The organism is Undibacterium sp. TC4M20W, from assembly GCF_049340245.1.
Lineage (GTDB): Bacteria > Pseudomonadota > Gammaproteobacteria > Burkholderiales > Burkholderiaceae_D > Undibacterium.
On record NZ_JBMPPI010000027.1, the window covers coordinates 63295 to 84850 of the forward strand.

Below are 21556 nucleotides of genomic sequence, written 5' to 3' on the forward strand. Positions count from 1 at the left end.
TATACCGTCTAAAGGAATGAAAATGAACTTCAAGAATATGAAAATTGCTCACAAGCTAGGCCTGAGTTTCAGTGTGATCATCGGCTTGCTGCTTGTCCTCGCCGGTTTGTCATTTGTCCGTGTAACTCAGTTGAGCACTGATATTGACATGATGTCCAATGACCGTTACCCTAAAATCGTGCTGGCCCAGACGATCAAGGATGAGTTGAATGAAGTCGCCAGAAACATGCGCAATATCCTGCTCATGACCGATGCTTCCGCACTAGAAAAAGAATATGCCAACATCGACGAGAGCACGGGCATCATCAACAAATCCATAAACTCGCTGGATAAAGGCATCCGTACCAGTAAGGGCAGGGAATTACTCCTGGTCTCAATTACTGCAAAAGAGAAATTTACTCCTTTACTTAATAGCTTCCTGACTTTGACTCGCAAGGGAGAAAAGGACCATGCATTAGAGCTTTTGTATACTCAGGCGAGGCCCGCACAGAGAGAATTCATGGATTCCATGGAAAAACTCATAGAATTTCAATCTGCACTTATGGCTGCAACGGCGGAAGAAACTGAGCAACAGGCTTCCAGCACAAGACTCATGATTTTGGCACTCGCTACAGTAGCAAGCATCATCAGCATTTTATTGGCTTACTTCTCTTCGCGCAGCATTACCCGTCCATTGGGAGAGGCCGTTGTGATTGCCCGCAAAGTTGCAGATGGTGATTTGAGCAGCCGCATCATAGTGACAAACAAAGATGAAACGGGTCAGTTGTTGCAGGCATTGTTTGACATGAATCAAGGCTTGCTGAGCATTGTCAGTAATGTCCGTACTGGTACAGATACGATAGCAAATGCGTCTGGCGAAATCGCGAACGGCAATCTGGATCTGTCTTCTCGTACAGAACAACAAGCCAGTTCATTAGAAGAAACAGCCGCATCTCTGGAGGAGCTGACATCAACCGTTAAACAGAATTCGGAAAATGCGCGACAAGCTAACCAATTGGCGAAAACTGCTTCTGATACAGCGATTAAAGGCGGGCAAGTTGTATCGGACGTCGTTCTCACCATGGAATCCATCAGTGATGCTTCTAAAAAGATAGTTGATATCATCAGTGTTATTGATGGCATTGCCTTCCAGACCAACATACTTGCACTGAATGCTGCGGTAGAGGCAGCGCGGGCCGGAGAGCAAGGGCGTGGTTTTGCAGTTGTTGCTTCAGAAGTCCGTAATCTGGCTCACCGCTCAGCCAGTGCCGCCAAAGAAATCAAAATATTGATCAATGATACTGTTGGCAAAGTAGATGCCGGTAGCAAACAAGTTTTGCAAGCGGGTGCAACCATGGAAGACATACTGGCCAGGGTCCGCAATGTTACTGACATCATGGAGGAAATCAGTGCAGCAAGTCATGAGCAAGAGCAGGGAATCGGGCAGATCAACCAAGCTGTGACAGAAATGGATACGGTGACTCAGCAAAATGCTGCATTAGTCGAGGAGGCTGCTGCTGCGGCCAGCACCATGCAAGACCAGGCAGCGCACTTGGCCCAACTTGTCAGTGTTTTTAAATTGGACGCTGGTGTGTCCAGTGTATCGACCATCATCAAAAACCAACAGGAATCGAAGAATGTCAGTACTGTTAAGATAAATCGCCTGGATAAGATTGGCAAAACGACTAAAGTACAGGCTGTGACCCCTTCACCCAGGAGACTCTTTGTAGCTGCTGGTATCAAGACAGAGGAGTGGGCAGAATTCTGATCCAATATTCGCATAGACCGAACGACAAAAAGGGGGAATTGTGAAACCTAGTGTATTGATTGTTGATGATAATGCCGTCAATCTATTATTGCTTGCGACGCTGACTGAATCAGTAAGTGGTGTTCCGGCAGTCAGTTTTGATGACCCCCTCAGCGCCGTAGAATGGTGTCAGTCGAATACGCCAGACCTTATTCTGGTGGACTATATGATGCCAGGATTGAATGGCCATGATTTTATTCGCATCGTCAGGAAGCTGTCTCACTGCATGGATGTCCCAATAGTCATGGTGACGACAGAAAATGAAAAAGCTGTCCGGCACGAGGCGCTGTCATTGGGCGCTACAGAATTTTTGGCCAAGCCAGTGGATGTATCAGAATGCCGTAGCCGCATACGTAATTTACTTGCATTGCGACAATCCCAGAATTTGATCAAGGATAAAGCAAAACTCTTGGAACACGAGGTGCGGCTGGCAACAGCCGCCATTCTTGATAGGGAACGTGAATTGATCGTGCGCCTGTCCAAAGCAGCGGAATTTCGTGATCCTGAAACTGGTGCCCATGTGCAAAGAATGGCACATTATTCGCAGATCATTGCAAAAAAAATGGATTTGCCTGCAGAGTTTCAACAATTATTGCTTGATGCTGCTCCTATGCACGATGTGGGGAAATTGGGCATTCCTGATCATATCTTGTTGAAGCCTGGCCGGCTGGACGACGATGAAATGCGCATCATGCGACGGCACGCGGAGATCGGTGCTGTGATTTTGGCAGGCAGTTCTGCTCCATTAATACAGTTGGGCGAAGAAATTGCCAGGACACATCATGAAAAATATGATGGAACAGGATATCCAAACAATCTCGCAGGAGAAAACATCCCGTTATCAGGACGTATTGTGGCTGTTGCAGATGTTTTTGATGCACTGACTTCAGAGAGACCTTACAAAAAAGCCTGGTCTGACGAGCATGCGCGGCAATTTTTGCAGGATAACGCAGGTAAGCATTTTTGCCCTGTATGTGTCAGCGCATTTATCAGTGCTTGGGATGAGGTCATGGAAGTGAAGGCGAGATTGCTGGATTGAGGTCAGTATTTTTTCTAGGAAAATAATCTGAACGGCCAGCACAAGCCTTCATCGTTAATTTAACTGATCTGCTGCGCGTGGATAAATCAAATGAAAAGAGCCAGGAAACGATTTCGTCGTCAGTTGATACTTATGTTTGCTCTTGTGCTGTTGCTGACATGGAGCTTCGTTGTCTATGAGCTGTTTCGCAGTCGGACTCATTTTCTCGAAGAGGCAAACGTTCGTACTAACGTACAGTCGCAGGTATTTGCTGAATATTCGCAATCTGTTATCAGGCGCATCAATGAAATATTGCTGGATATGCGGGCTGACTGGAATGGTAACTGGTCAGAATTTGCCGATGTAGTACGTCGTCGCCAGGAAATCTTGCAAGACATTTCTTTTCAGGTGGCGGTGATTGATAAAGATGGAATGATGCAGTTTTCCAATTTGTCGAAACCGAATGAAAAAGTGGACCTGAGCCAGCGTGAGCATTTCAGGGTGCATCGCGAGGTGCCTGAGCGCGATGCCTTATTTATCAGTAATCCCGTCAAAGGGAAAGTTTCCGGTAAATGGTCTTTGCAGTTTACGCGTCCCATTTTCAGGCAAGGCAAGTTTGATGGTGTGCTGGTGGTTTCTGTCAGCCCGGAACAATTTACCGAGTTGGCAAGAAAACTCAACGTGTCAGAAGATGGGGCTGTGACGGTATTGCGTGACAGTGGTGTGCTGATGGCGCGATATCCTGCAATGGACACGATGCTAGGTAAAATCGTTGATACCAGCTTTTTAACATCAACGCCTACATCCGGCTTATCAGGTAATTTCCGACGAGTTGCCAAAATTGATGGTGTTGAGCGGGTTTATGGATACTTCCGTATACCCGAATACCAATTGACTTTTTTGGTCGGAGAATCTGTAAAAAATATATTGGTGCCGTATGAGGTCCACAGGAATATGGTGCTGGGCTCGGCTCTCATCATCAGCTTGTGTTCCCTATTTTTGTTCAGTCTACTGTTTAAGGCACTTAATGCCAGGGACGGCATACAGCAGCAATTGTCTGACCGCGAAGCGGTTCTAAGGCAGTCGCAAGAAGTGGGGCAGATAGGTAGTTATTCTCTGAATGTTGCCAGAGGCACGTTCAGTTGCTCAGATACGATGAATGCTATTTTTGGTTTGCCGCCAAGTTTTGAAAAGACTTATGCCAATTGGTTGCAGATCATTTCTGTCGCTGACCGTGACGCGGTTAGCAAGGCAATGGAAGAAGCAATAGTGCAAGGCACCAGGTTTAGTTATGAATACAAAATAGTCCGGCCAGTAGATGGAAAGGAGTGCTGGATACAGGCATTTGGAGAAATTAAACAGGATGAAAGCGATCAATCAAGTCATCTAGTGGGGATTGTGCTCGACACTACCGAGCGCAGACAGCACGAAGAAGAGTTGCTAAAGGCAAAAGAAATGGCAGAGGCGGCCAATATTGCCAAGAGCTTGTTTCTCGCATCTATGTCGCATGAAATACGTACGCCGATGAACGGCATTCTGGGTATGACTGAGTTGACACTCGATACCAATTTGAATCGTGAGCAGCGTCAATATCTAGATTTGATTAAGTCATCTGCTGATTCGCTGCTAACCATTATCGACGATATACTCGACTCGTCCAAGATTGAGGCGGGCAAACTATTGTTGGAAAACGTGGTATTCGATCTTGCTACCATGCTTGATGATGCGGTAAAGACTCTGGTGATTCCTGCAGAACAGAAGGGCTTGGAGCTGGTTGCTGATACTGATATTGACAGTAGCCATACGCTGATAGGCGATCCGGTTCGCATTCGACAAATTTTGTTTAATATTGTTGGTAACGCGATCAAGTTCACTGAAAGTGGAGAGGTAGTAATCCAGGTCAGACAGGAAGTCATCGCTGGTGGAGAGGTGCTCCTGCATTTTAAAGTGACTGATACTGGTATAGGTATTGAGCAATCCAAAATTGCCAGCATTTTTGATTCATTTTCACAAGCGGATAACTCTATTACCAGGAAGTATGGTGGTACAGGTTTGGGTCTATCTATTTCCTCTCGCCTCGTGAAAATGATGCAAGGCCGCATTTGGGTGGAGAGCGAGCTGGAACATGGAAGCACCTTCCATTTTGTGATCCGCCTGATCAAGGGAGAGCTAAGTCAGGTGCCGCCACTTGTTTGTCTGCCCGAACGTAAGGTTCTGGTTGTCGATGACAGTACTGCCAACCGACAATTCTTGTCAGACACTTTTCTGAAATTGGGCCTAAATCCTGTGTGTGCTGAAACTGGGCAGGAAGCGCTGGACGAGATGCTGCGTGCGCAGCATGGTGCTAACGCTTACGACCTGATTTTAATCGATGCCCATATGCCGGGTATGGATGGATTCGCACTTCAGAAGAAAATAGCGGAAATCAGGCCGCCGATTTCAGCTAAAGTTATCATGATGATCTCTGCTGGTATACGTGGAGATGCTGACCGTTGCCACCGCGCCGGAATAGAGTTTTATATGAGCAAGCCTATCAGGTTGCCAGATTTAAGATCGACACTGGTATCTGCATTAGATATGGATAGCGATAATGCAGTTCACACTGCACTTGTAGTAAATCCAGTGCCATCATCCGTGAAAAGACTCTCCATCTTGCTGGTAGAAGATAATTTGATTAATCAGCAACTGGCAGTAAGGCTGCTTGAAAAATCCGGTCACAGTGTCAAAGTGCGCGACAACGGCAGAGATGCAATGAGCTTGATTGAAACAGAAAAATTTGATGTTGTGCTCATGGATGTGCAAATGCCAGTGATGGATGGCATAGAGGCATGTTTGGCAATTCGCGCCAGAGAAAAACTGACTGGAGAGCATCTCCCCGTCATTGCCATGACTGCCAATGTGATGGAGGGGGACCGGGAGCGCTGTCTTGCCGCTGGAATGGATGACTATATATCGAAACCAATACAGTCAAAAAAATTGCTGGATTGTATCGAGTCCGTATTAAATGGAAATAGAATTAGTCAGCTCCTGGATGATCATTCAGCAGATGTTTTGCAAGCTGTACCTGAATTTGACTATGCAAGAGCCCTGGAGAAAACGGACGTTGAAGTGCTGGATATTGTAGGTAAACTTGCTCTTACGAACATACCAGCTCAAATCGTGGATATTGCATCTTCGTTGCATGACAGGCATTTGTCAGATATACAGCGTGCAGCCCATACTCTAAAGGGGGTGATTGGGTATTTTGGAGCGACCCCCATCGTTGAGCATGCTAAAAGAATTGAGTTGAGTGCCAAGCAAGGAGAGTTGGATGAGGCGCAGCGACATTTTCAATTATTGGAGGTAGAGACCAGAAAGTTTTTGGTGCATTTGACGAATAAATTGGGGACGTGCGAATCTTGATTTGCAGAATTACTGCCTACCGTTGCGACTGGAGCATGCTTCAACGAAGCCGGGATTTTAAAGATGGCTTGCAGTCCGCCCCTGGTTTGCAATCTGTCTTATGCATTTTTACATTAAAACTATTTGTACCGGACATAAAAAAACCCTGCAGTGCAGGGTTTTTTTATTTCTACAAAACTTACCAGAATTACTTGATTTTGGTTTCTTTGTAGATGACGTGCTTACGTGCTTTAGGATCGAACTTCATGATCTCCATTTTTTCAGGCATAGTGCGCTTGTTTTTGGAGGTTGTGTAGAAGTGACCTGTACCAGCAGTCGATTCCAGCTTGATTTTGTCGCGACCAGATTTAGCCATGATATTTTCCTAACAATAGTTTAGCTTAAACTTTTTCGCCGCGAGCACGCATGTCAGTCAAAACGGCATCGATGCCGATTTTGTCAATGACGCGCAGACCAGCATTGGACAAACGCAGAGAAACCCAACGGTTTTCTGATTCTACGAAAAAGCGACGATTTTGCAGATTAGGCAAAAAGCGGCGTTTTGTTTTGTTGTTAGCGTGGGATACATTGTTGCCAACCATTGGCCCCTTCCCAGTCACTTGGCAGACACGTGCCATGTTTAACTCCTTAGACGATTCCGAAATTGGAAAAACGCAAGTATAAACAAAATCTCATGAAATATCAACGACTTGCGAAAAACAAGTGTGTCTTATTTTAAAAATAGATTTAACAATTGTATTTTCCTGGATTTACAGTAGGTAAACACAGGTGTAAACGGCGGATGTAAACCAAGCCTTGCCTACAACACTGGCTGTTTCAATGCTGGAAAAATGACTGGCCTGACAGGGGTAATACTCAAATCAGGCCATGTTCTGCAAAAGAATACACATTCGGATTGGCGACGATGAAATGATCCAGTACGCGCACATCTACCAGTGCCAATGCTTGCTTGAGGGTTTGCGTGAGGCTGATATCCGCCTGGCTGGGCTCGCATGAGCCGGATGGGTGGTTATGGGCCAATATGATGGCCGCAGCATTGTGTTGCAGGGCTGCCTTGACTACCTCGCGTGGATAAACGCTGGCATGGCTCAACGTACCGCGAAATAATTCTTCTGCCTTGATCAGGCGGTTTTTGATGTCCAGGAAAAGGACGGCAAAAGATTCATGTGGTTTATTTCCTATCATCAATTGCAGGTAATTTTTGACAGCCTGGGGTGAGGAAAGGCTGGCGTTTTCCTGCAGCTCTTCAGAGATTGCCCGTTTGGCCAGTTCGAGAACAGCCTGCAACTGCGCATACTTGGCCGCACCCAGCCCATGTATGGAAGAAAAATCTTTCATATTTGCTGCAAACAGCCCGGAAAGAGAGCCAAAGTGCTTGATCATATCGCGCCCCAGATCGACCGCACTTTTACCCTTGACACCGACCCGCAAAAAAACTGCCAGTAATTCAGCGTCTGATAAAGCGCTGGCTCCATGCTTGATCAGGCGCTCACGCGGGCGCTGGTCTTCCGGCCATTCATTGATTGCCATCTAGCTTTTCTCCATAGAATTTGGTCCTTGTCTCTGTATAAGCTAAAGCTGGCTTACAATATCGGATTCTCAGCCCTATAAGCCCAGCTTCATATCATGTCTTCAAATGCAATCCCTACTGTGACACCCGACGCCTACCTGACCCTGCATTATCGCCTTGCGACGCTATCTGGTGAAGATATACTCAGCACCTTCAAAGAGCGCCCAGCCACATTGCAATTGGGGACAGGGCAACTGGCACCAGAGCTGGAAGCATCCTTGCTGGGACTGGAAGAAGGTTCTCATACCACCCAGGAGCTGGCACCTGAAAAAGCCTTTGGCCCGCGCAACCCGGAATTGATACAAAGAGTGTCGCTGGCTACACTAAAAGAAAATTCTGCTTTTGGCGAGCAATATGTGATTGGTGACCTGGTTGAGTTTGCTGCACCTGCAGGCGGCAAGTTTGCCGGCATCTTGCGTGCAATTGATGACCAGGGCGCATTGTTCGACTTTAATCATCCTCTGGCCGGGCAAACCGTGCTGTTTGAAACAAAAATTATCGGGATTCTTTAATCAAAGCTTATGGACAAAGAAATCTTATTAGCTCAGCCACGCGGATTTTGCGCTGGTGTTGATCGCGCCATTGAAATCGTCGAGCGTGCCTTGCAACAATTCGGTGCGCCGATTTATGTCAGACATGAAATCGTGCACAACGCCTATGTCGTGAATGATTTGAAAACCAAGGGTGCGATTTTTATTGAGGAGCTGGAGGATGTCCCTCCTGGCAATACCCTGATATTTTCTGCCCACGGTGTTTCACAAAGCGTACGCCAGGATGCCGAGGCCCGTGGCCTGACGATTTTTGATGCGACCTGTCCATTGGTAACCAAGGTGCATATAGAAGTGGCCAAGATGCGCAAAGAAGGCCGAGAAATCATCATGATAGGCCACCATGGTCACCCTGAAGTAGAGGGCACGATGGGCCAGGCTAATGAGGGCATGTATCTGGTGGAAACCGTGGCCGATGTCGCCAGCCTGCAAGTAAAAAATGCAGATATGCTGGCTTTTGTGTCGCAAACCACATTGTCTGTTGACGACACGGCAGAAATTATAGATGCTCTGAAAAAGCGCTTTCCTTTGATCAGTGAACCAAAAAAGGGAGATATTTGCTATGCCACGACCAACCGCCAGGAAGCGGTCAAGTTCATGGCACCGCAAGTCGATCTGGTACTGGTGGTTGGCAGCCCGAATAGTTCCAATTCCAACCGTCTGCGTGAAGTCGCCGAGAAAAAAGGTGTGACCGCCTATATGGTCGATAATGCCAGTCAGATCAAGCCTGAATGGCTGGAAAACAGTTTGCGCATTGGTGTGACAGCCGGTGCTTCTGCACCGGAAGTGCTGGTGCAAGAGGTGATTGCGAGTTTGCGCCAACTGGGTGCACGTAGTGTACGTGCGCTTGACGGTGTTGAAGAGGCTGTGACTTTCCCCATGCCCAAAGGCCTGGCTGCAGCAAAAGTTTGATGCATGTAACTCTCTTAAGTAAGTGAATTTGATAAAAAATTTGTTTTGGCTGTTGTTTTCGATATTTTATTTTGCAAATACGTGTTTAAGATTGCGGCACAATCAAGTTCGGTATTTGCCGGACTTGGCAAAACGTGTATGCTGGTATTCGGCACTTGTGGAAAGTACGTAGCTTGCGGTGGTTTTTTTACCACTGGAAGAGCAGGCAAACTATGTATAATCCGGCCGACTTTACTGGGATAACCTTTAAGTCAAAATATATTACAAAAACTTTTACCAAAAGTTGCTGAGGAGAGTTCTACTATGTGCATCGATTACGCCATTATTGCTTCTACTTTGATGACGCGCCTGTTTGGCTAACGCGCGTTCGAATTCCGGCGGCACCCAGTCTGGGTGCCGCTTTCCTTATCAGGAATGATTTTTGCTGAAACCTGCATGTTGTTACCCGATTCTTTCGGGTGGCAAGATGGCAAGCAGTTCATCTCCTGGTTTTTTCAGAAATTCGTTTCGTTTTTAAAGTGAGAAGCAAAATATGGATACCTTTATCCAACAAATTATTAACGGTCTTGTGCTGGGCAGCATGTATGCCCTGGTCGCACTCGGTTACACCATGGTCTATGGTGTGCTCAATCTGATTAACTTCGCGCATGGCGACGTACTGATGGTCGGTGCGATGGCTGGCCTGAGTATCATCAAGTTTTTATCGGTAGTAGCTCCTGAACTGCCAGGCATAATCAAACTGATTATCGCCATTCTTGGTGCCATCCCTGTCTGTATTGCTGTCAATGTCCTTATCGAACGCGTGGCTTACCGGCGCTTGCGAAATGCACCACGCCTGGCGCCGCTGATTACGGCGATTGGTGTCTCCATTTTGGTGCAGACTTTTGCGATGATGATCTGGGGCCGCAGTCCTATTCCTTTCCCTTCCGTGATGCCATTGGAACCTGTGCAAATTGGCGGCGCTGTGATTTCGCAAACGCAGATACTGTTGCTGGTGTTGGCGACTCTCTCCATGGTTGCCCTGGTTTTGCTGGTGGAAAAAACCAAGATGGGCCGGGCCATGCGTGCTACGGCTGAAAATCCACGCGTTGCCGGCCTGATGGGTGTTGATTCCAACAAAGTGATTGTCGCAACCTTTGCGATAGGCGCTGCACTGGCGGCTGTTGCTGGCGTGATGTGGGCTGCCAATTATTCTTCTGCCCAGTTTGCCATGGGTTTTGTGCCGGGTCTGAAAGCATTCTCTGCAGCGGTGCTGGGTGGTATCGGTAATATCTACGGTGCGATGGTTGGGGGTATCGTACTGGGCCTGATAGAAAGCCTGGGTGCCGGTTATATAGGTGACCTGACTGGAGGTATTCTGGGAAGTCACTATCAGGACATCTTTGCCTTCGTGGTATTGATTATCGTATTGACCTTGCGGCCATCCGGCATCATGGGTGAACGTGTTGCTGATCGTGCGTAAGGAGAAAATCTATGTCTACATTATTTGATGTAAAAGCCAACCCGCAAAAGGCATTTACCAGTTTCGCCGTACTGGCGGTAATTCTGGTGGCGTTCCCTTTTGTTGCTTCCAATTTTGGTAATTCCTGGGTCAGGATTGTTGATCTGGTGCTCTTGTATGTCATGCTGGCCCTGGGTCTCAACATCGTGGTTGGTTTTGCTGGTTTGCTTGACCTGGGCTATATCGCGTTTTATGCGGTAGGTGCCTATCTGGCAGGTATATTTGCTTCGCCACAATTTGCCATTGCTCTGGAATCCATCGTTGATAGCTATCCTGGTTTCGGTGCTTTCCTGGTCAATGTGCTGGGGCAGGAAATCACTCAGAATGGCATTCATCTGTCAGTCTGGCTTATTGTGCCAATGGCTGCAGCGGTAGCCGGCCTGTTTGGTGCGATACTGGGTGCGCCGACGCTGAAATTGCGTGGTGATTACCTGGCGATCGTGACTCTGGGCTTTGGTGAAATCATCCGTATTTTCATGAATAACATGAATGCGCCGATTAATTTTACCAACGGCCCAAAGGGTATTAACAAGATAGACCCCGTCAGTGTGTTTGGTGTATCACTGGCTGGTGAGCCCGGCAGCAATGCGACGGTACACTTGCTGGGCATAAGCATGCCTTCGGTGAATGCCTATTATTTCCTGTTCCTGTTCCTGTGTATCTGTATCGTTCTGGTTTCCTTCCGTTTGCAAGATTCCCGTCTTGGCCGCTCCTGGGTTGCCATCCGTGAAGATGAAATTGCCGCCAAGGCCATGGGTATCAATACCCGCAATATCAAGTTGCTGGCATTCTCAATGGGCGCTTCTTTTGGTGGCGTATCTGGTGCGATGTTTGCCAGCTTCCAGGGCTTCGTTTCTCCAGAATCCTTCTCTCTGATGGAATCCATCATTGTTCTGGCGGCAGTCGTGGTCGGTGGTATCGGGCATATCCCTGGTGTGATCATGGGGGCTGTGGCACTGATCTCCTTGCCAGAAATATTGCGCCACGTTGTCAAGCCTTTGCAAATGCAATTGTTTGGTGAAGTGTGGCTGGAAGATGAAGTTTTGCGTCAGTTGATCTACGGAGCGACACTGGTTGGTGTCATGCTTTATCGTCCTGCCGGTTTGTGGCCAGCGCCCAAGCACGAAGACCGTATGGCTAAGACTAACGAAGCGGCAGCATAAGGAAGATCGAGATGACTGAACAAACTATCTTAAAAATTGAAGGTGCCAATAAACGTTTTGGCGGCTTGCAGGCGCTTTCAAATGTAGGTATCAATATCAAGAAAGGCCAGATTTATGGCCTGATCGGGCCTAACGGTGCCGGCAAGACCACTTTTTTTAATGTCATTACTGGCTTGTATCAACCTGACACAGGGACTTTTGAACTGGAAGGCAAGCCTTATTCGCCATCGGCACCGCATGAAGTGGCCAGGGCAGGTATCGCCAGGACTTTCCAGAATATCCGTCTGTTTGGTGAAATGACGGCACTGGAAAATGTCATGGTTGGCCGCCATATCCGTACTCATCAAGGTGTATTTGGTGCTGTGTTCAGACACGGTGCGGCAAAAAAAGAAGAGGCTGAAATTCGCCAGCGTGCGCAGGAATTGCTGGACTTTGTTGGTATAGGCCAGTTCGCCAGCCGCACATCCAAGTTCCTGTCGTATGGTGATCAACGCCGCCTGGAAATTGCCCGTGCACTGGCAACAGATCCAAAACTGCTGGCACTTGATGAACCCGCAGCTGGTATGAATGCGACTGAAAAACTTGCCTTGCGCGAGTTGCTGGTCAAGATCAAGGCAGAAGGCAAGACGATTTTGCTGATTGAGCATGACGTCAAATTGATGATGGGATTATGTGACAGGATGACTGTTCTGGATTACGGCAAGCCAATTGCAGAAGGTCTGCCAGCAGACATACAGAAAAATCCGGCAGTTATCGAAGCGTATTTGGGAGGTGGTCACTAATGGCTGAGAACGTATTAAAGATAAGCAATCTGAAAGTTGCTTACGGCGGCATCAAGGCCGTTAAAGGAATAGACCTGGAAGTCAACAAGGGTGAATTGATTACCCTGATCGGCGCCAATGGTGCAGGTAAAACCACGACCCTGAAAGCCATTACGGGCACTCTGCCTGCCTGCAAGATTGAAGGCGAGATTGTCTATCTGGGTAATTCCATCCGTAACGTTAATTCTTTCGAGATGGTGAAAAACCACCTGGCCATGGTGCCAGAAGGCCGTGGTGTTTTCACACGTATGACGATTCTTGAAAACCTGATGATGGGTGCCTTTATCCGCAATGATAAAGCGGGTATCGAAGCCGATATCGAGAAATGGTTTGCCGTCTTTCCGCGCCTCAAAGAGCGTGCTGCTCAACTGGCTGGTACCTTGTCTGGTGGTGAGCAGCAAATGCTGGCTATGGCACGTGCACTGATGAGTCATCCTAATCTGTTGCTGCTGGATGAGCCATCCATGGGTCTGTCACCGATCATGGTGGAAAAGATTTTTGAAGTGGTGCGTAATGTGTCTGCCCAGGGAATTACCATCCTGTTGGTAGAGCAGAACGCCAAGCTTGCCTTGCAGGCAGCACACCGTGGCTATGTGATGGATTCTGGTTCTATTACCATGAGTGGTAATGCCAAGGACATGCTGAATGACCCTAAAGTCCAGGCCGCCTATCTTGGTGAGTGATGATACGTTTTATGAAGTAAGGTAAGTCTCTTGCGCAGCATGGCTGTGCCGGGACCTTTCAAATACCTGCAAGTAATTGCAGGTATTTTTTTGCCTGTTTTTACCTCTCGTTTCATCTTTTAACCTGATCGTGTCAGGTCTTTCTACTCTCCGCTAAAAGCTGGTCAGCGGACAATGCAAAGTAATCGGCAGATTTTTCTGCAAAAACATGTTTCTAAAATTGATCTTGATATAAATGTAGGAATCAATGCGGAATTGGCAACTTGACAGACTATCACAACACATCAGATAGGAATAAATATGTAAGACATAAACGTGGAAGACATCAACAAGCATATTGATCCCAGCATGGCTGGCAAAATCATTTTTTACTGGGCTCTGGCCTGCGTTCCACTGGGATAAGGAGTCTGGCAAACGGCAATGAAAGTCATGGCTATGTTTGTGTAAGCCAAGCATGTGTAGATAAGCAAAAGCCCTGGTATGTTGCCAGGGCTTTTTTGCATGTTGCCTGCTTGTTAGCCTGTTAGCCTGTTAGCCTGTTACAGTAGGAGGGGAGTCCTGCTGTAACAATGCTGATGCTTACTTCTTCGCGGCCTTTGGTGTTGCCGCTTTTGTTGCAGTAGAAACTGCATTGTTCAGATTGGCTTCCAGCGCTTCAACTGCTTGTTTGGTTGTTTTGCTGATGTGATCGTAGCTGGCGTTCGCATTGTCTATCGACGTCTTGAACAAGGATACAAATTGCTCGGAACCAGCAGGAGCATTTTTAGACACTTCATCAATCAGGGTCAAAACTTTGCGATTGGTCTCAGCGATTTGCGCTTCAGCAGCATGTGTAAATTCTGCCTGTGTGCTGGTCGCGATGTTTGCCAGGTGACGGCCATAAGCCAGCACTTTTTCGGCTGTCGGCTGCGCCTGAGCTGCGGACAGATTGAAAAATTCTTGTGGGTCTTTGGCTGCCAGTAATTGCTTGGTTGCAGCAGAGCTTTCTTCCAGAGAGGATTTGACAGCGTTCAAATTCAATTCGATGAATTTTTCTACGCCTTCAAATGCTTTGCCTGTCAATGTAGTGAACAGAGCAAGTTGTGCATCGAAATTGGCTTTAGTTGCTGCAGAAATTTGTTCGGGTGCAGTAAACATGGACATCTCCTAAGTAGGAAAGTGGAATACAAGAAACCTGGCGATTGCTAAGTGGAATGTTGCAGCGCTGAACTTAATTATTAAACCATAAAATTGTGCGATGCAATAAATCATATTTTATTGATTCGCAAAATGAAGTCAAGGTAAATTTGTGCGTCGCAATATAATAATTATGTATATAAAAACATTTGATACAGATACCCGGTCAGGAAAATAAGAAACTAATACAAGCACTTTTCCTTGGGCAATTATGTATGGCAATTATGACCAGAAAATGAAGTGGCATGCCTATGTTAGACTTTCACACGGAGATTTGCGTTCAGGTAATTCATTTTGTGGCAAGAATATAGCAGGGAGAGACAATGGCAATAACTGCAAAAACAAGAGAAGACTTTAAGCATTTTCATTCAATCACCACACGCTGGATGGATAACGATGCTTATGGCCATGTCAATAATGTCGTGTATTACAGCTGGTTTGACACGGTCGTCAACGAGTTCCTGATCAGTAACGGGGTGCTGGACATAGAAAGCAGCGCCGTCATAGGTCTGGTTATAGAGACCCAGTGCAATTACCTGGCTTCGGTCGCTTTTCCTGATGTTATAGAAGCGGGCGTTAGCGTCAGCAAGTTGGGCAATTCCAGCGTGCGCTATGAAGTAGGCATTTTCAAGAATCGTGAAGACCTGGCAGCCGCGCAGGGGCATTTCGTGCATGTCTATGTGGATAGAGAAAACCGCCGCCCTACAGCCATCCCGGACAACATGCGCCAGCTCTTGCAAACCATAGAGGTAACAGGCTCATGATTACTTCAGCACATCAGCAGATCGTCGATGAAGCTATCACGTCGCGCCGTTCCATACGCGCATTTTTGCCAACAGCCGTGGCGCGTGAGGATATGCAGGCCATACTTGAGGTTGCCGCGCGTGCACCATCTGGCAGCAATACGCAGCCCTGGAAGGTCTATGTGCTGACCGGCTCCCGCCTGCACGCTTTGTCGAATGCTATTTTGGCTGCCCACAATAGCGAGGGGCAGGGCGGGCATGCGCAAGAATACAATTATTACCCGGTGAAATGGGTTGCACCTTATCTTGAACGCCGACGAAAGGTAGGCTGGGATTTATATGCCTTGCTGGGGCTGGGACGTGAAAACAAGATGGGCATGCATGCCCAGCATGGTCGCAACTATGCTTTTTTTGATGCGCCAGTTGGTCTGATATTCACTATAGACAGGGTCATGGAGCAGGGTTCATGGCTGGACTATGGCATGTTCCTGCAAAATATCATGATTGCTGCGCGCGGTCGCGGTCTTGATACCTGCCCACAGGCAGCCTTCACTCAATATCACGAAGTCATTTCAGAGCAATTGCAATTGCCCACAGATGAAATGCTGGTATGCGGTATGTCGCTGGGTTATGCCGATCACAGCAAAATTGAAAACACTCTGGTGACCGAAAGAGCCGAGCTTGCTGATTTTGTCCGATTTATCGAATAAAGAAGACAATTGAATATTTCTGGAAATTGAATTGTGAAATTTGTTTAAAAGACAGAATATTTTTGCAACTTAGTCTAAGGATGCGAATGAATAAGCGCAGCTAACTCCTTATTTTCCTTGCGGAATTTCCGAATTTTGCTACACTGCACTATCTTTTTGGCATATCTGATCTGGAGTCATTGATGGTGAAATTTGCCCGATGTGCAGTGGTTTTTTCATTAATCGCACTCTTGCCAGTGGCTAGTGTGCTGGCTGCCACAAACTCACACAAGAATTCATCCAAGAAACATGCTGCTCATGGCAAGACGCATGTGGCTGCGCATAAGAAAATTATTATTCATACTGCGTCAGGCAAATTGGGCAAGCGTACTGTCATGGTGCATGGCAAACGAAAAGTCATTACAGAGCGCGTGGTACTGGTACGTGAAGTACCAGACAGGCCAAGCATGGGCGACACTGCGGGCTTGAAAAATACCCAGGACCCTTTGGATCTGAAATCAAATGTGGCTTACGTGGTTGATCAGGATAGCTCCAAGGTCTTGTTCGAGAAAAATTCTGAGGTTTCCCTGCCTATCGCCTCGATTACCAAACTCATGACCAGCCTGGTAGTGGTAGAAGCTCACCAAGACATGGATGAGCAGATAGAAGTGACGAATGATGACATCGACAAGGAAAAAAACACCAGTTCCCGTTTGAAGATCGGTGCCAGATTGTCGCGTTCTGACATGTTGCATATTGCCTTGATGAGTTCAGAAAATCGTGCCGCATCAGCATTGGGACGCAATTATCCAGGTGGCTTGCCTGCATTTGTTACGGCCATGAATACCAAAGCCAAACAACTGGGCATGTCAGATACACATTATGTGGATTCCAGTGGACTCTCCAGCCAGAACCGCGCCAGCGCGCGTGATTTGGTCAAGCTGGTGAATGCGGCCTATCAGCACCCTGTTATCCGCCAGTATTCTACTGATTCAAAATATGTCGTCGCTCCTGGTGGCAAAAATCTCGAATACGGCACATCTAATAAATTGGTGATCAACCCTGCATGGGAAATCGGCCTGCAAAAAACTGGTTATATCGCGGAAGCTGGCCGTTGTCTGGTCATGCAAGCCATGATTGAAGGTCGCAATATCGTCATGGTGTTTCTTGACTCCAAGGGCAAATATTCACGCCTGGCAGACGCAGACCGTATGAAGAAGTGGCTGGAAACAATCAAGCCGCATGTATGAAATTGATGCTCAGGGACAAGTATAGCCAGGAATAAAACTGGCATTGTTATACGTAAAATTAAAATACCCGCCACTGGCGGGTATTTTTTTGTCTGTACTTCCCGTGATTGAAAAAACTGCAAAGGCGAATGCGAGCCTGGCGGTTTTGCGAGGTCCCGCTGAAGGTGTCCTCCGAGAGTTGCGACTTTCATTAAAACTGCCAGCATTTTGATGCCATAGATAAACAATGCACATTTTAACGATGTTTAACATTTCACATTTTGTAAAGAATAAATATTTAATGTTTTCTCAGGTATTGTTTGGCCTTTTGTCTATTTTTTCTCATAAGTGTCTTTTTATATTGATATAAATAGCTAGCGGTGAAAAATGGATTGATTTCATTTGAACTACGCACTTATTTACACTAATTGCTATTCATAGTTTGCTCTGTTGATACAGACTTTGCACAGGTTTGGCTTATCCGCCTCAAATAATGACTACTCCGATCTACCATTTCATCTCTGGCCTGCCACGTTCCGGCTCTACCTTATTGGCTGCTTTGTTACTGCAAAACCCGCGCTTTCATGCCGGGATGACCAGCCCTGTCGGTACTTTATACACCAGCATGCTGCATCAGTTCGGCGCAGGGACTGAGTTTGGGCCTGTGATTACCAAGGCTGAACGCAAGCGTCTGGTGCGTGGCTTGTTTGATTCTTATTATGCCGAGCACGCTGAGAAGAGTGTGGTATTCGATACCAACCGCATGTGGACTGCACACCTGCCGATGTTGATGGACCAGTTCCCTGGCTCCAAGGTGATTGCCTGTGTCCGCAATGTCGCCTGGGTCATGGATAGCATAGAGCGTAAATATGCAGCTGACCCCTATGAAATCACGCGCCTTTTCAATGACGACAATGAGCGAGCAACCGTCTATAGCCGGGTAGAGACCCTGGCGCAGCGCAACCGCATGGTGGGTTACCCATGGGCGGCCCTGAAGAGCGCCTTTTACAGTGAGCATGCCGGTTCCATGCTGCTCATTGATTATGACTTGCTGGCGCAGGCACCACAAAAAGTGCTGCCCCTGATTTATGACTTTATCGGTGCTGAACCATTCGAGCATGATTTCCAGAATATCCAGTATGACGCGCCTGAGTTTGATGCCCCCATGGGCATGCGTGGACTGCACAAGGTCAGGCCCGAAGTCAGCTTCCAGGCCCGCGACACCATACTGCCCCCCGATTTGTTTCAACAGTACAGCCAGCTATCGTTCTGGAAAGACACCACCGGTAGCCGTGCCAATGTGATTACCGCCAAATTTGTTCCAAATTCTACTGAAGACTGAAGATGATACCGACCAATTCCCTGAATCCAGCCATTGCTGACACCAATTCATCTTCCAGTTCTTCTCCAGGTTTTGCATTTGACCCTTTGCATCCAAGCCAGGCAGATGGTTTGCCTGTGACGACGACGGCTGTTGCTGCACCACCTGTTCCCGTCGTTGTTCCCGTCATTGCTCAGGCCGCTGCTGCCGCGCCTGTCGCTTCGGCAACACCGCACGAAGTCGTGTTTGTCGATACCACACTGCAAAACTGGCAAAGCCTGATTGGTAGTCTCAAACCTGGTACTGAAGTCGTCACGCTGGATCCGCTGAAAAACGGCGTACAGCAAATGGCCGATGCGCTGCAAGGCAAGGCAGATATCACTGCTGTCCACATTGTGTCGCATGGTGGCGAAGGGTATCTGGTGGTTGGTAATACCATGCTGTCTTCGTATAACCTGACAGACTATCAGGCCAGCCTGGCGACCATACAAAAAGCAATGGCACCTGGGGCCGATATTTTGCTGTATGGCTGTGATGTCGCCAAAGGTGATGTGGGTGCCAATTTTGTGAATCAACTCGCAAAAGCGACTGGCACTGATGTCGCTGCATCGACCAATGACACCGGTGTGCATGGTGACTGGGCTTTGGAATACCATAGCGGCGTGGTGGAAACTACCGCTATCTCAGCACAACAATATCAGTATGATCTGGCGACCATCACGGTCACCAATCTGAATGATAGCGGGGCCGGTTCCTTGCGCGATGCTGTTCTTGCCGCGACTGGCAACGGTGCTGCTGATACCATCGTATTTGATCCTGCTCTGTTTGCCAGTGGTGCTGCGACCATCACCCTGACCAGCGGCGCACTGGAAGTTGGTGGTACCAGCAATGCGGACGCGTTCAGCATTATTGGCCCTGGCAGCAATTTATTGACTATCAGCGGCAATAATAATTCGCAAATTTTCCGTGCTGACAGTTATGCTGCCGCCAATACTTCTGCCCTGAATATTTCAGGCATGACGCTGACCAATGCCACCAATACCACGGGTAGCGGCGACACCTTGACGCGTGGTGGTGGTGCCATCATCGTGGCCAGTACCGGTGCTGTGGTCATTGATCATGTGGTCATAAAAAATTCCAGCTCTTCGGCGTATGGTGGTGGCTTCGCTTCTTACGGTAATTACAATAGCAGTATCACCATCAGCAATTCGAGTTTCCAGTCCAACACTACGACTGGCAGTGGCGGTGGCGTTAATTTATTTGCCAACTCTGCGACATTGCTGAACAACACGTTTGAAAGCAACACAGCCGTTACAGGTGGCGGCGGTGCATCGCTGTCCATCATCGGCGGCGGCACCTTCAGCATCACTAACAATACCTTTTCCAATAACACCAGTGGTGCCAGCAACGTGGTGGCTGGCAAGGGCGGCGGCCTGCAGGTAACGGCTTTCTCTGGCAGCACTGGCAGCATCATCAATAACACTGTTGTTGGCAATCATTTCATCGGCAAATCTACCATCAATACTGATCTGGTATTTGCAGATGGTGGCGGCTTGCATGTGGATGGTTCGCCTGGTGTTGTCACTTTGTCGAATAACCTGATCGCCAATAATACAAGTACCGGCGCTGTCGGTAACCATGGCGCTGATGTGGTTCTGGGACGTAATGTGACCATCAATGGTGCCAATAATATTTTTGGTACCACGGCGGGTACTTACACCGCATCCAGCAGTGGTGGTAATACCATCAGCAACCTGACCGGCACCATTTCCACCGTTCCCAGCATGGGTACGCTGGCCTACAACGGTGGCCCGGTAAAAACCATTTCGATTGCCGGTGGCAGCAGTGCCGTGAGTGCAGGTACCACAACCGGCGCGCCGACGACGGATGCGCGTGGATTTAACCGTGGCGGCACAATTGATATTGGCGCCTATGAATCTTCCGATAATGGCAGCTTCAATTTCGGTGGAGTGGTTTCCCCCGCAAATGGTGTCGTTGATGTACCCATCAACTATGACCTGGTGATTGATTTTGGCACGGCAGTTACTGCGGTTGCCGCCAAGAATATCGTTATTTACCGCCAGTCAGACAACGCGGTGCTGGAAACCATCGCTGCCACCGATGCCAGCAAGGTCACATTCAGCAGCGGCACGGGCGGTGCCAATAGCAAGATTACGATTAATCCTGCCGCCAATTTCCTCGGCAAGACTGGCTACTATGTATTGATAGACAGCGGTTCGTTCCTCGACAGTAGCAGCAAGTCATTTACCGGCATCACGTCCAGTTCCACCTGGGCTTTTACTTCTGCCGGTTTGCCATCGACCATCACCAGCGCCACCTACGATGCCAGTACCGGCATTCTGTCCGTCATCGGCACCAATATGGCGAACGGCGACACCATTGATGTTTCCAAACTATCGCTGACAGGGCAGGCGGGTTCATATACGCTGACGACGGCGAATGTAACGACCAGCAGTGCGACAGCTTTTTCAATAACATTGAACGCGGCTGATAAGCTGGCCATCAACGGTGTCTTGAACAATAATGGTACAACGGCTGTTGATACCACCACATTCAATCTGGCCGCTGCTGCTGGCTGGGATGCTTCACAGGGACCATTAGCCGACACCACAAACCCAATAACGGTCAGCAACGTCACCGCCCCAACGATTACATCGGCAACCTATAACGGCACGACCCATGTCTTCACCGTCACTGGCACCAACCTGGTGCAAACGATAGGCGCGACGAATGACATCACGATATCCAAACTGACGATTACCGGCGAAGGCGGCGCAACGCGTACTTTGTCCACGACTGGCAACGTCGAAGTCACGTCTGCCACCAGCTTCACCTTTACGTTGGCTGGTGCCGATATTGCTGCTGTCGATAGCTTGCTCAATAAAAACGGCACCTCCTCTGCCAGCAGCGCCACAACCTACAACCTCGCCGCAGCCGACGACTGGGATAGCGTCATCACCGGCGGCAACATCG

18 protein-coding genes are annotated in these 21556 nt (G+C 48.0%); 14 read left to right on the forward strand and 4 right to left on the reverse strand.

Annotated features, from left to right (window positions below):
• Positions 1-37 precede the first annotated feature (37 nt).
• From ACO0LL_RS24125 to ACO0LL_RS24135, 3 genes are all read left to right on the forward strand, one after another.
• Positions 38-1747, forward strand: a complete 1710-nt coding sequence (locus tag ACO0LL_RS24125) for a methyl-accepting chemotaxis protein (RefSeq protein ID WP_422953372.1) — start codon at positions 38-40, stop codon at positions 1745-1747.
• A gap of 40 nt (positions 1748-1787) precedes the next feature.
• On the forward strand, positions 1788-2825 hold the full coding sequence (locus ACO0LL_RS24130) for an HD domain-containing phosphohydrolase (RefSeq protein ID WP_422953354.1): 1038 nt from the start codon (positions 1788-1790) through the stop codon (positions 2823-2825).
• Positions 2826-2915: 90 nt separating this feature from the next.
• Positions 2916-6206, forward strand: coding sequence for a response regulator (locus ACO0LL_RS24135; RefSeq protein ID WP_422953355.1), 3291 nt, complete (start codon positions 2916-2918; stop codon positions 6204-6206).
• A gap of 187 nt (positions 6207-6393) precedes the next feature.
• Here ACO0LL_RS24135 and rpmG read toward each other — a convergent pair whose 3' ends face one another.
• The 3 genes from rpmG to radC all read right to left on the reverse strand — a co-directional run bounded on the left by rpmG (position 6394) and on the right by radC (position 7736).
• Positions 6394-6561 carry a 50S ribosomal protein L33 gene (gene rpmG / locus ACO0LL_RS24140; protein WP_110257750.1) on the reverse strand — a complete coding sequence of 56 codons (168 nt, stop codon included), beginning with the start codon at positions 6559-6561 and terminating at the stop codon, positions 6394-6396.
• A gap of 25 nt (positions 6562-6586) precedes the next feature.
• Positions 6587-6823 carry a 50S ribosomal protein L28 gene (rpmB, locus tag ACO0LL_RS24145; RefSeq protein WP_110257749.1) on the reverse strand — a complete coding sequence of 79 codons (237 nt, stop codon included), beginning with the start codon at positions 6821-6823 and terminating at the stop codon, positions 6587-6589.
• 238 nt (positions 6824-7061) lie between these two features.
• Entirely contained in the window at positions 7062-7736 is a 675-nt protein-coding gene (radC, locus tag ACO0LL_RS24150) for a RadC family protein (protein WP_422953356.1), read from the reverse strand.
• Between the two features lie 96 nt (positions 7737-7832).
• Here radC and ACO0LL_RS24155 point away from each other — a divergent pair, with 96 nt between their 5' ends.
• The 6 genes from ACO0LL_RS24155 to ACO0LL_RS24180 all read left to right on the forward strand — a co-directional run bounded on the left by ACO0LL_RS24155 (position 7833) and on the right by ACO0LL_RS24180 (position 13404).
• Positions 7833-8288, forward strand: a complete 456-nt coding sequence (locus ACO0LL_RS24155) for an FKBP-type peptidyl-prolyl cis-trans isomerase (protein ID WP_422953357.1) — start codon at positions 7833-7835, stop codon at positions 8286-8288.
• A gap of 9 nt (positions 8289-8297) precedes the next feature.
• Positions 8298-9236, forward strand: a complete 939-nt coding sequence (ispH, locus tag ACO0LL_RS24160) for a 4-hydroxy-3-methylbut-2-enyl diphosphate reductase (RefSeq protein ID WP_422953358.1) — start codon at positions 8298-8300, stop codon at positions 9234-9236.
• A 532-nt stretch (positions 9237-9768) separates the two neighbouring features.
• Positions 9769-10698 carry a branched-chain amino acid ABC transporter permease gene (locus ACO0LL_RS24165; protein WP_422953359.1) on the forward strand — a complete coding sequence of 310 codons (930 nt, stop codon included), beginning with the start codon at positions 9769-9771 and terminating at the stop codon, positions 10696-10698.
• Between the two features lie 11 nt (positions 10699-10709).
• Entirely contained in the window at positions 10710-11900 is a 1191-nt protein-coding gene (locus tag ACO0LL_RS24170; protein WP_422953360.1) for an ABC transporter permease subunit, read from the forward strand.
• An 11-nt stretch (positions 11901-11911) separates the two neighbouring features.
• Positions 11912-12682 (forward strand): ABC transporter ATP-binding protein, encoded by a 771-nt coding sequence (locus ACO0LL_RS24175; protein WP_162040519.1) that lies wholly within the window; start codon positions 11912-11914, stop codon positions 12680-12682.
• Positions 12682-13404, forward strand: a complete 723-nt coding sequence (locus ACO0LL_RS24180) for an ABC transporter ATP-binding protein (protein ID WP_422953361.1) — start codon at positions 12682-12684, stop codon at positions 13402-13404. Before ACO0LL_RS24175 ends, ACO0LL_RS24180 begins: the two co-directional genes overlap by 1 nt.
• Positions 13405-13983: 579 nt before the next feature.
• On the opposite strand, the gene ACO0LL_RS24185 is transcribed toward ACO0LL_RS24180, so the two are convergent.
• Positions 13984-14541 (reverse strand): phasin family protein, encoded by a 558-nt coding sequence (locus ACO0LL_RS24185; protein ID WP_422953362.1) that lies wholly within the window; start codon positions 14539-14541, stop codon positions 13984-13986.
• A 362-nt stretch (positions 14542-14903) separates the two neighbouring features.
• Here ACO0LL_RS24185 and ACO0LL_RS24190 point away from each other — a divergent pair, with 362 nt between their 5' ends.
• The 5 genes from ACO0LL_RS24190 to ACO0LL_RS24210 form a co-directional block, all read left to right on the forward strand.
• A complete protein-coding gene (locus tag ACO0LL_RS24190) occupies positions 14904-15344 on the forward strand; it encodes an acyl-CoA thioesterase (protein WP_422953363.1) in 441 nt (146 codons plus the stop codon).
• Positions 15341-16033, forward strand: coding sequence for a nitroreductase (locus ACO0LL_RS24195; protein ID WP_422953364.1), 693 nt, complete (start codon positions 15341-15343; stop codon positions 16031-16033). Before ACO0LL_RS24190 ends, ACO0LL_RS24195 begins: the two co-directional genes overlap by 4 nt.
• Positions 16034-16215: 182 nt before the next feature.
• A complete protein-coding gene (gene pbpG / locus ACO0LL_RS24200) occupies positions 16216-17262 on the forward strand; it encodes a D-alanyl-D-alanine endopeptidase (protein WP_422953365.1) in 1047 nt (348 codons plus the stop codon).
• A 472-nt stretch (positions 17263-17734) separates the two neighbouring features.
• On the forward strand, positions 17735-18583 hold the full coding sequence (locus ACO0LL_RS24205) for a sulfotransferase (RefSeq protein WP_422953366.1): 849 nt from the start codon (positions 17735-17737) through the stop codon (positions 18581-18583).
• A gap of 2 nt (positions 18584-18585) precedes the next feature.
• Positions 18586-21556, forward strand: a 2971-nt coding sequence (locus ACO0LL_RS24210) for a DUF4347 domain-containing protein (protein WP_422953367.1), incomplete at its 3' end; no start/stop codon positions are given.

Coding starts and splice junctions, on each gene's coding strand:
- ACO0LL_RS24125 (WP_422953372.1), top strand. CDS start 38: ATGAAAATTGCTCACAAGCTAGGCCTGAGTTTCAGTGTGATCATCGGC.
- ACO0LL_RS24135 (WP_422953355.1), top strand. CDS start 2,916: ATGAAAAGAGCCAGGAAACGATTTCGTCGTCAGTTGATACTTATGTTT.
- rpmG (WP_110257750.1), bottom strand. CDS start 6,561: ATGGCTAAATCTGGTCGCGACAAAATCAAGCTGGAATCGACTGCTGGT.
- rpmB (WP_110257749.1), bottom strand. CDS start 6,823: ATGGCACGTGTCTGCCAAGTGACTGGGAAGGGGCCAATGGTTGGCAAC.
- radC (WP_422953356.1), bottom strand. CDS start 7,736: ATGGCAATCAATGAATGGCCGGAAGACCAGCGCCCGCGTGAGCGCCTG.
- ACO0LL_RS24155 (WP_422953357.1), top strand. CDS start 7,833: ATGTCTTCAAATGCAATCCCTACTGTGACACCCGACGCCTACCTGACC.
- ispH (WP_422953358.1), top strand. CDS start 8,298: ATGGACAAAGAAATCTTATTAGCTCAGCCACGCGGATTTTGCGCTGGT.
- ACO0LL_RS24165 (WP_422953359.1), top strand. CDS start 9,769: ATGGATACCTTTATCCAACAAATTATTAACGGTCTTGTGCTGGGCAGC.
- ACO0LL_RS24170 (WP_422953360.1), top strand. CDS start 10,710: ATGTCTACATTATTTGATGTAAAAGCCAACCCGCAAAAGGCATTTACC.
- ACO0LL_RS24175 (WP_162040519.1), top strand. CDS start 11,912: ATGACTGAACAAACTATCTTAAAAATTGAAGGTGCCAATAAACGTTTT.
- ACO0LL_RS24180 (WP_422953361.1), top strand. CDS start 12,682: ATGGCTGAGAACGTATTAAAGATAAGCAATCTGAAAGTTGCTTACGGC.
- ACO0LL_RS24185 (WP_422953362.1), bottom strand. CDS start 14,541: ATGTTTACTGCACCCGAACAAATTTCTGCAGCAACTAAAGCCAATTTC.
- ACO0LL_RS24190 (WP_422953363.1), top strand. CDS start 14,904: ATGGCAATAACTGCAAAAACAAGAGAAGACTTTAAGCATTTTCATTCA.
- ACO0LL_RS24195 (WP_422953364.1), top strand. CDS start 15,341: ATGATTACTTCAGCACATCAGCAGATCGTCGATGAAGCTATCACGTCG.
- pbpG (WP_422953365.1), top strand. CDS start 16,216: ATGGTGAAATTTGCCCGATGTGCAGTGGTTTTTTCATTAATCGCACTC.
- ACO0LL_RS24205 (WP_422953366.1), top strand. CDS start 17,735: ATGACTACTCCGATCTACCATTTCATCTCTGGCCTGCCACGTTCCGGC.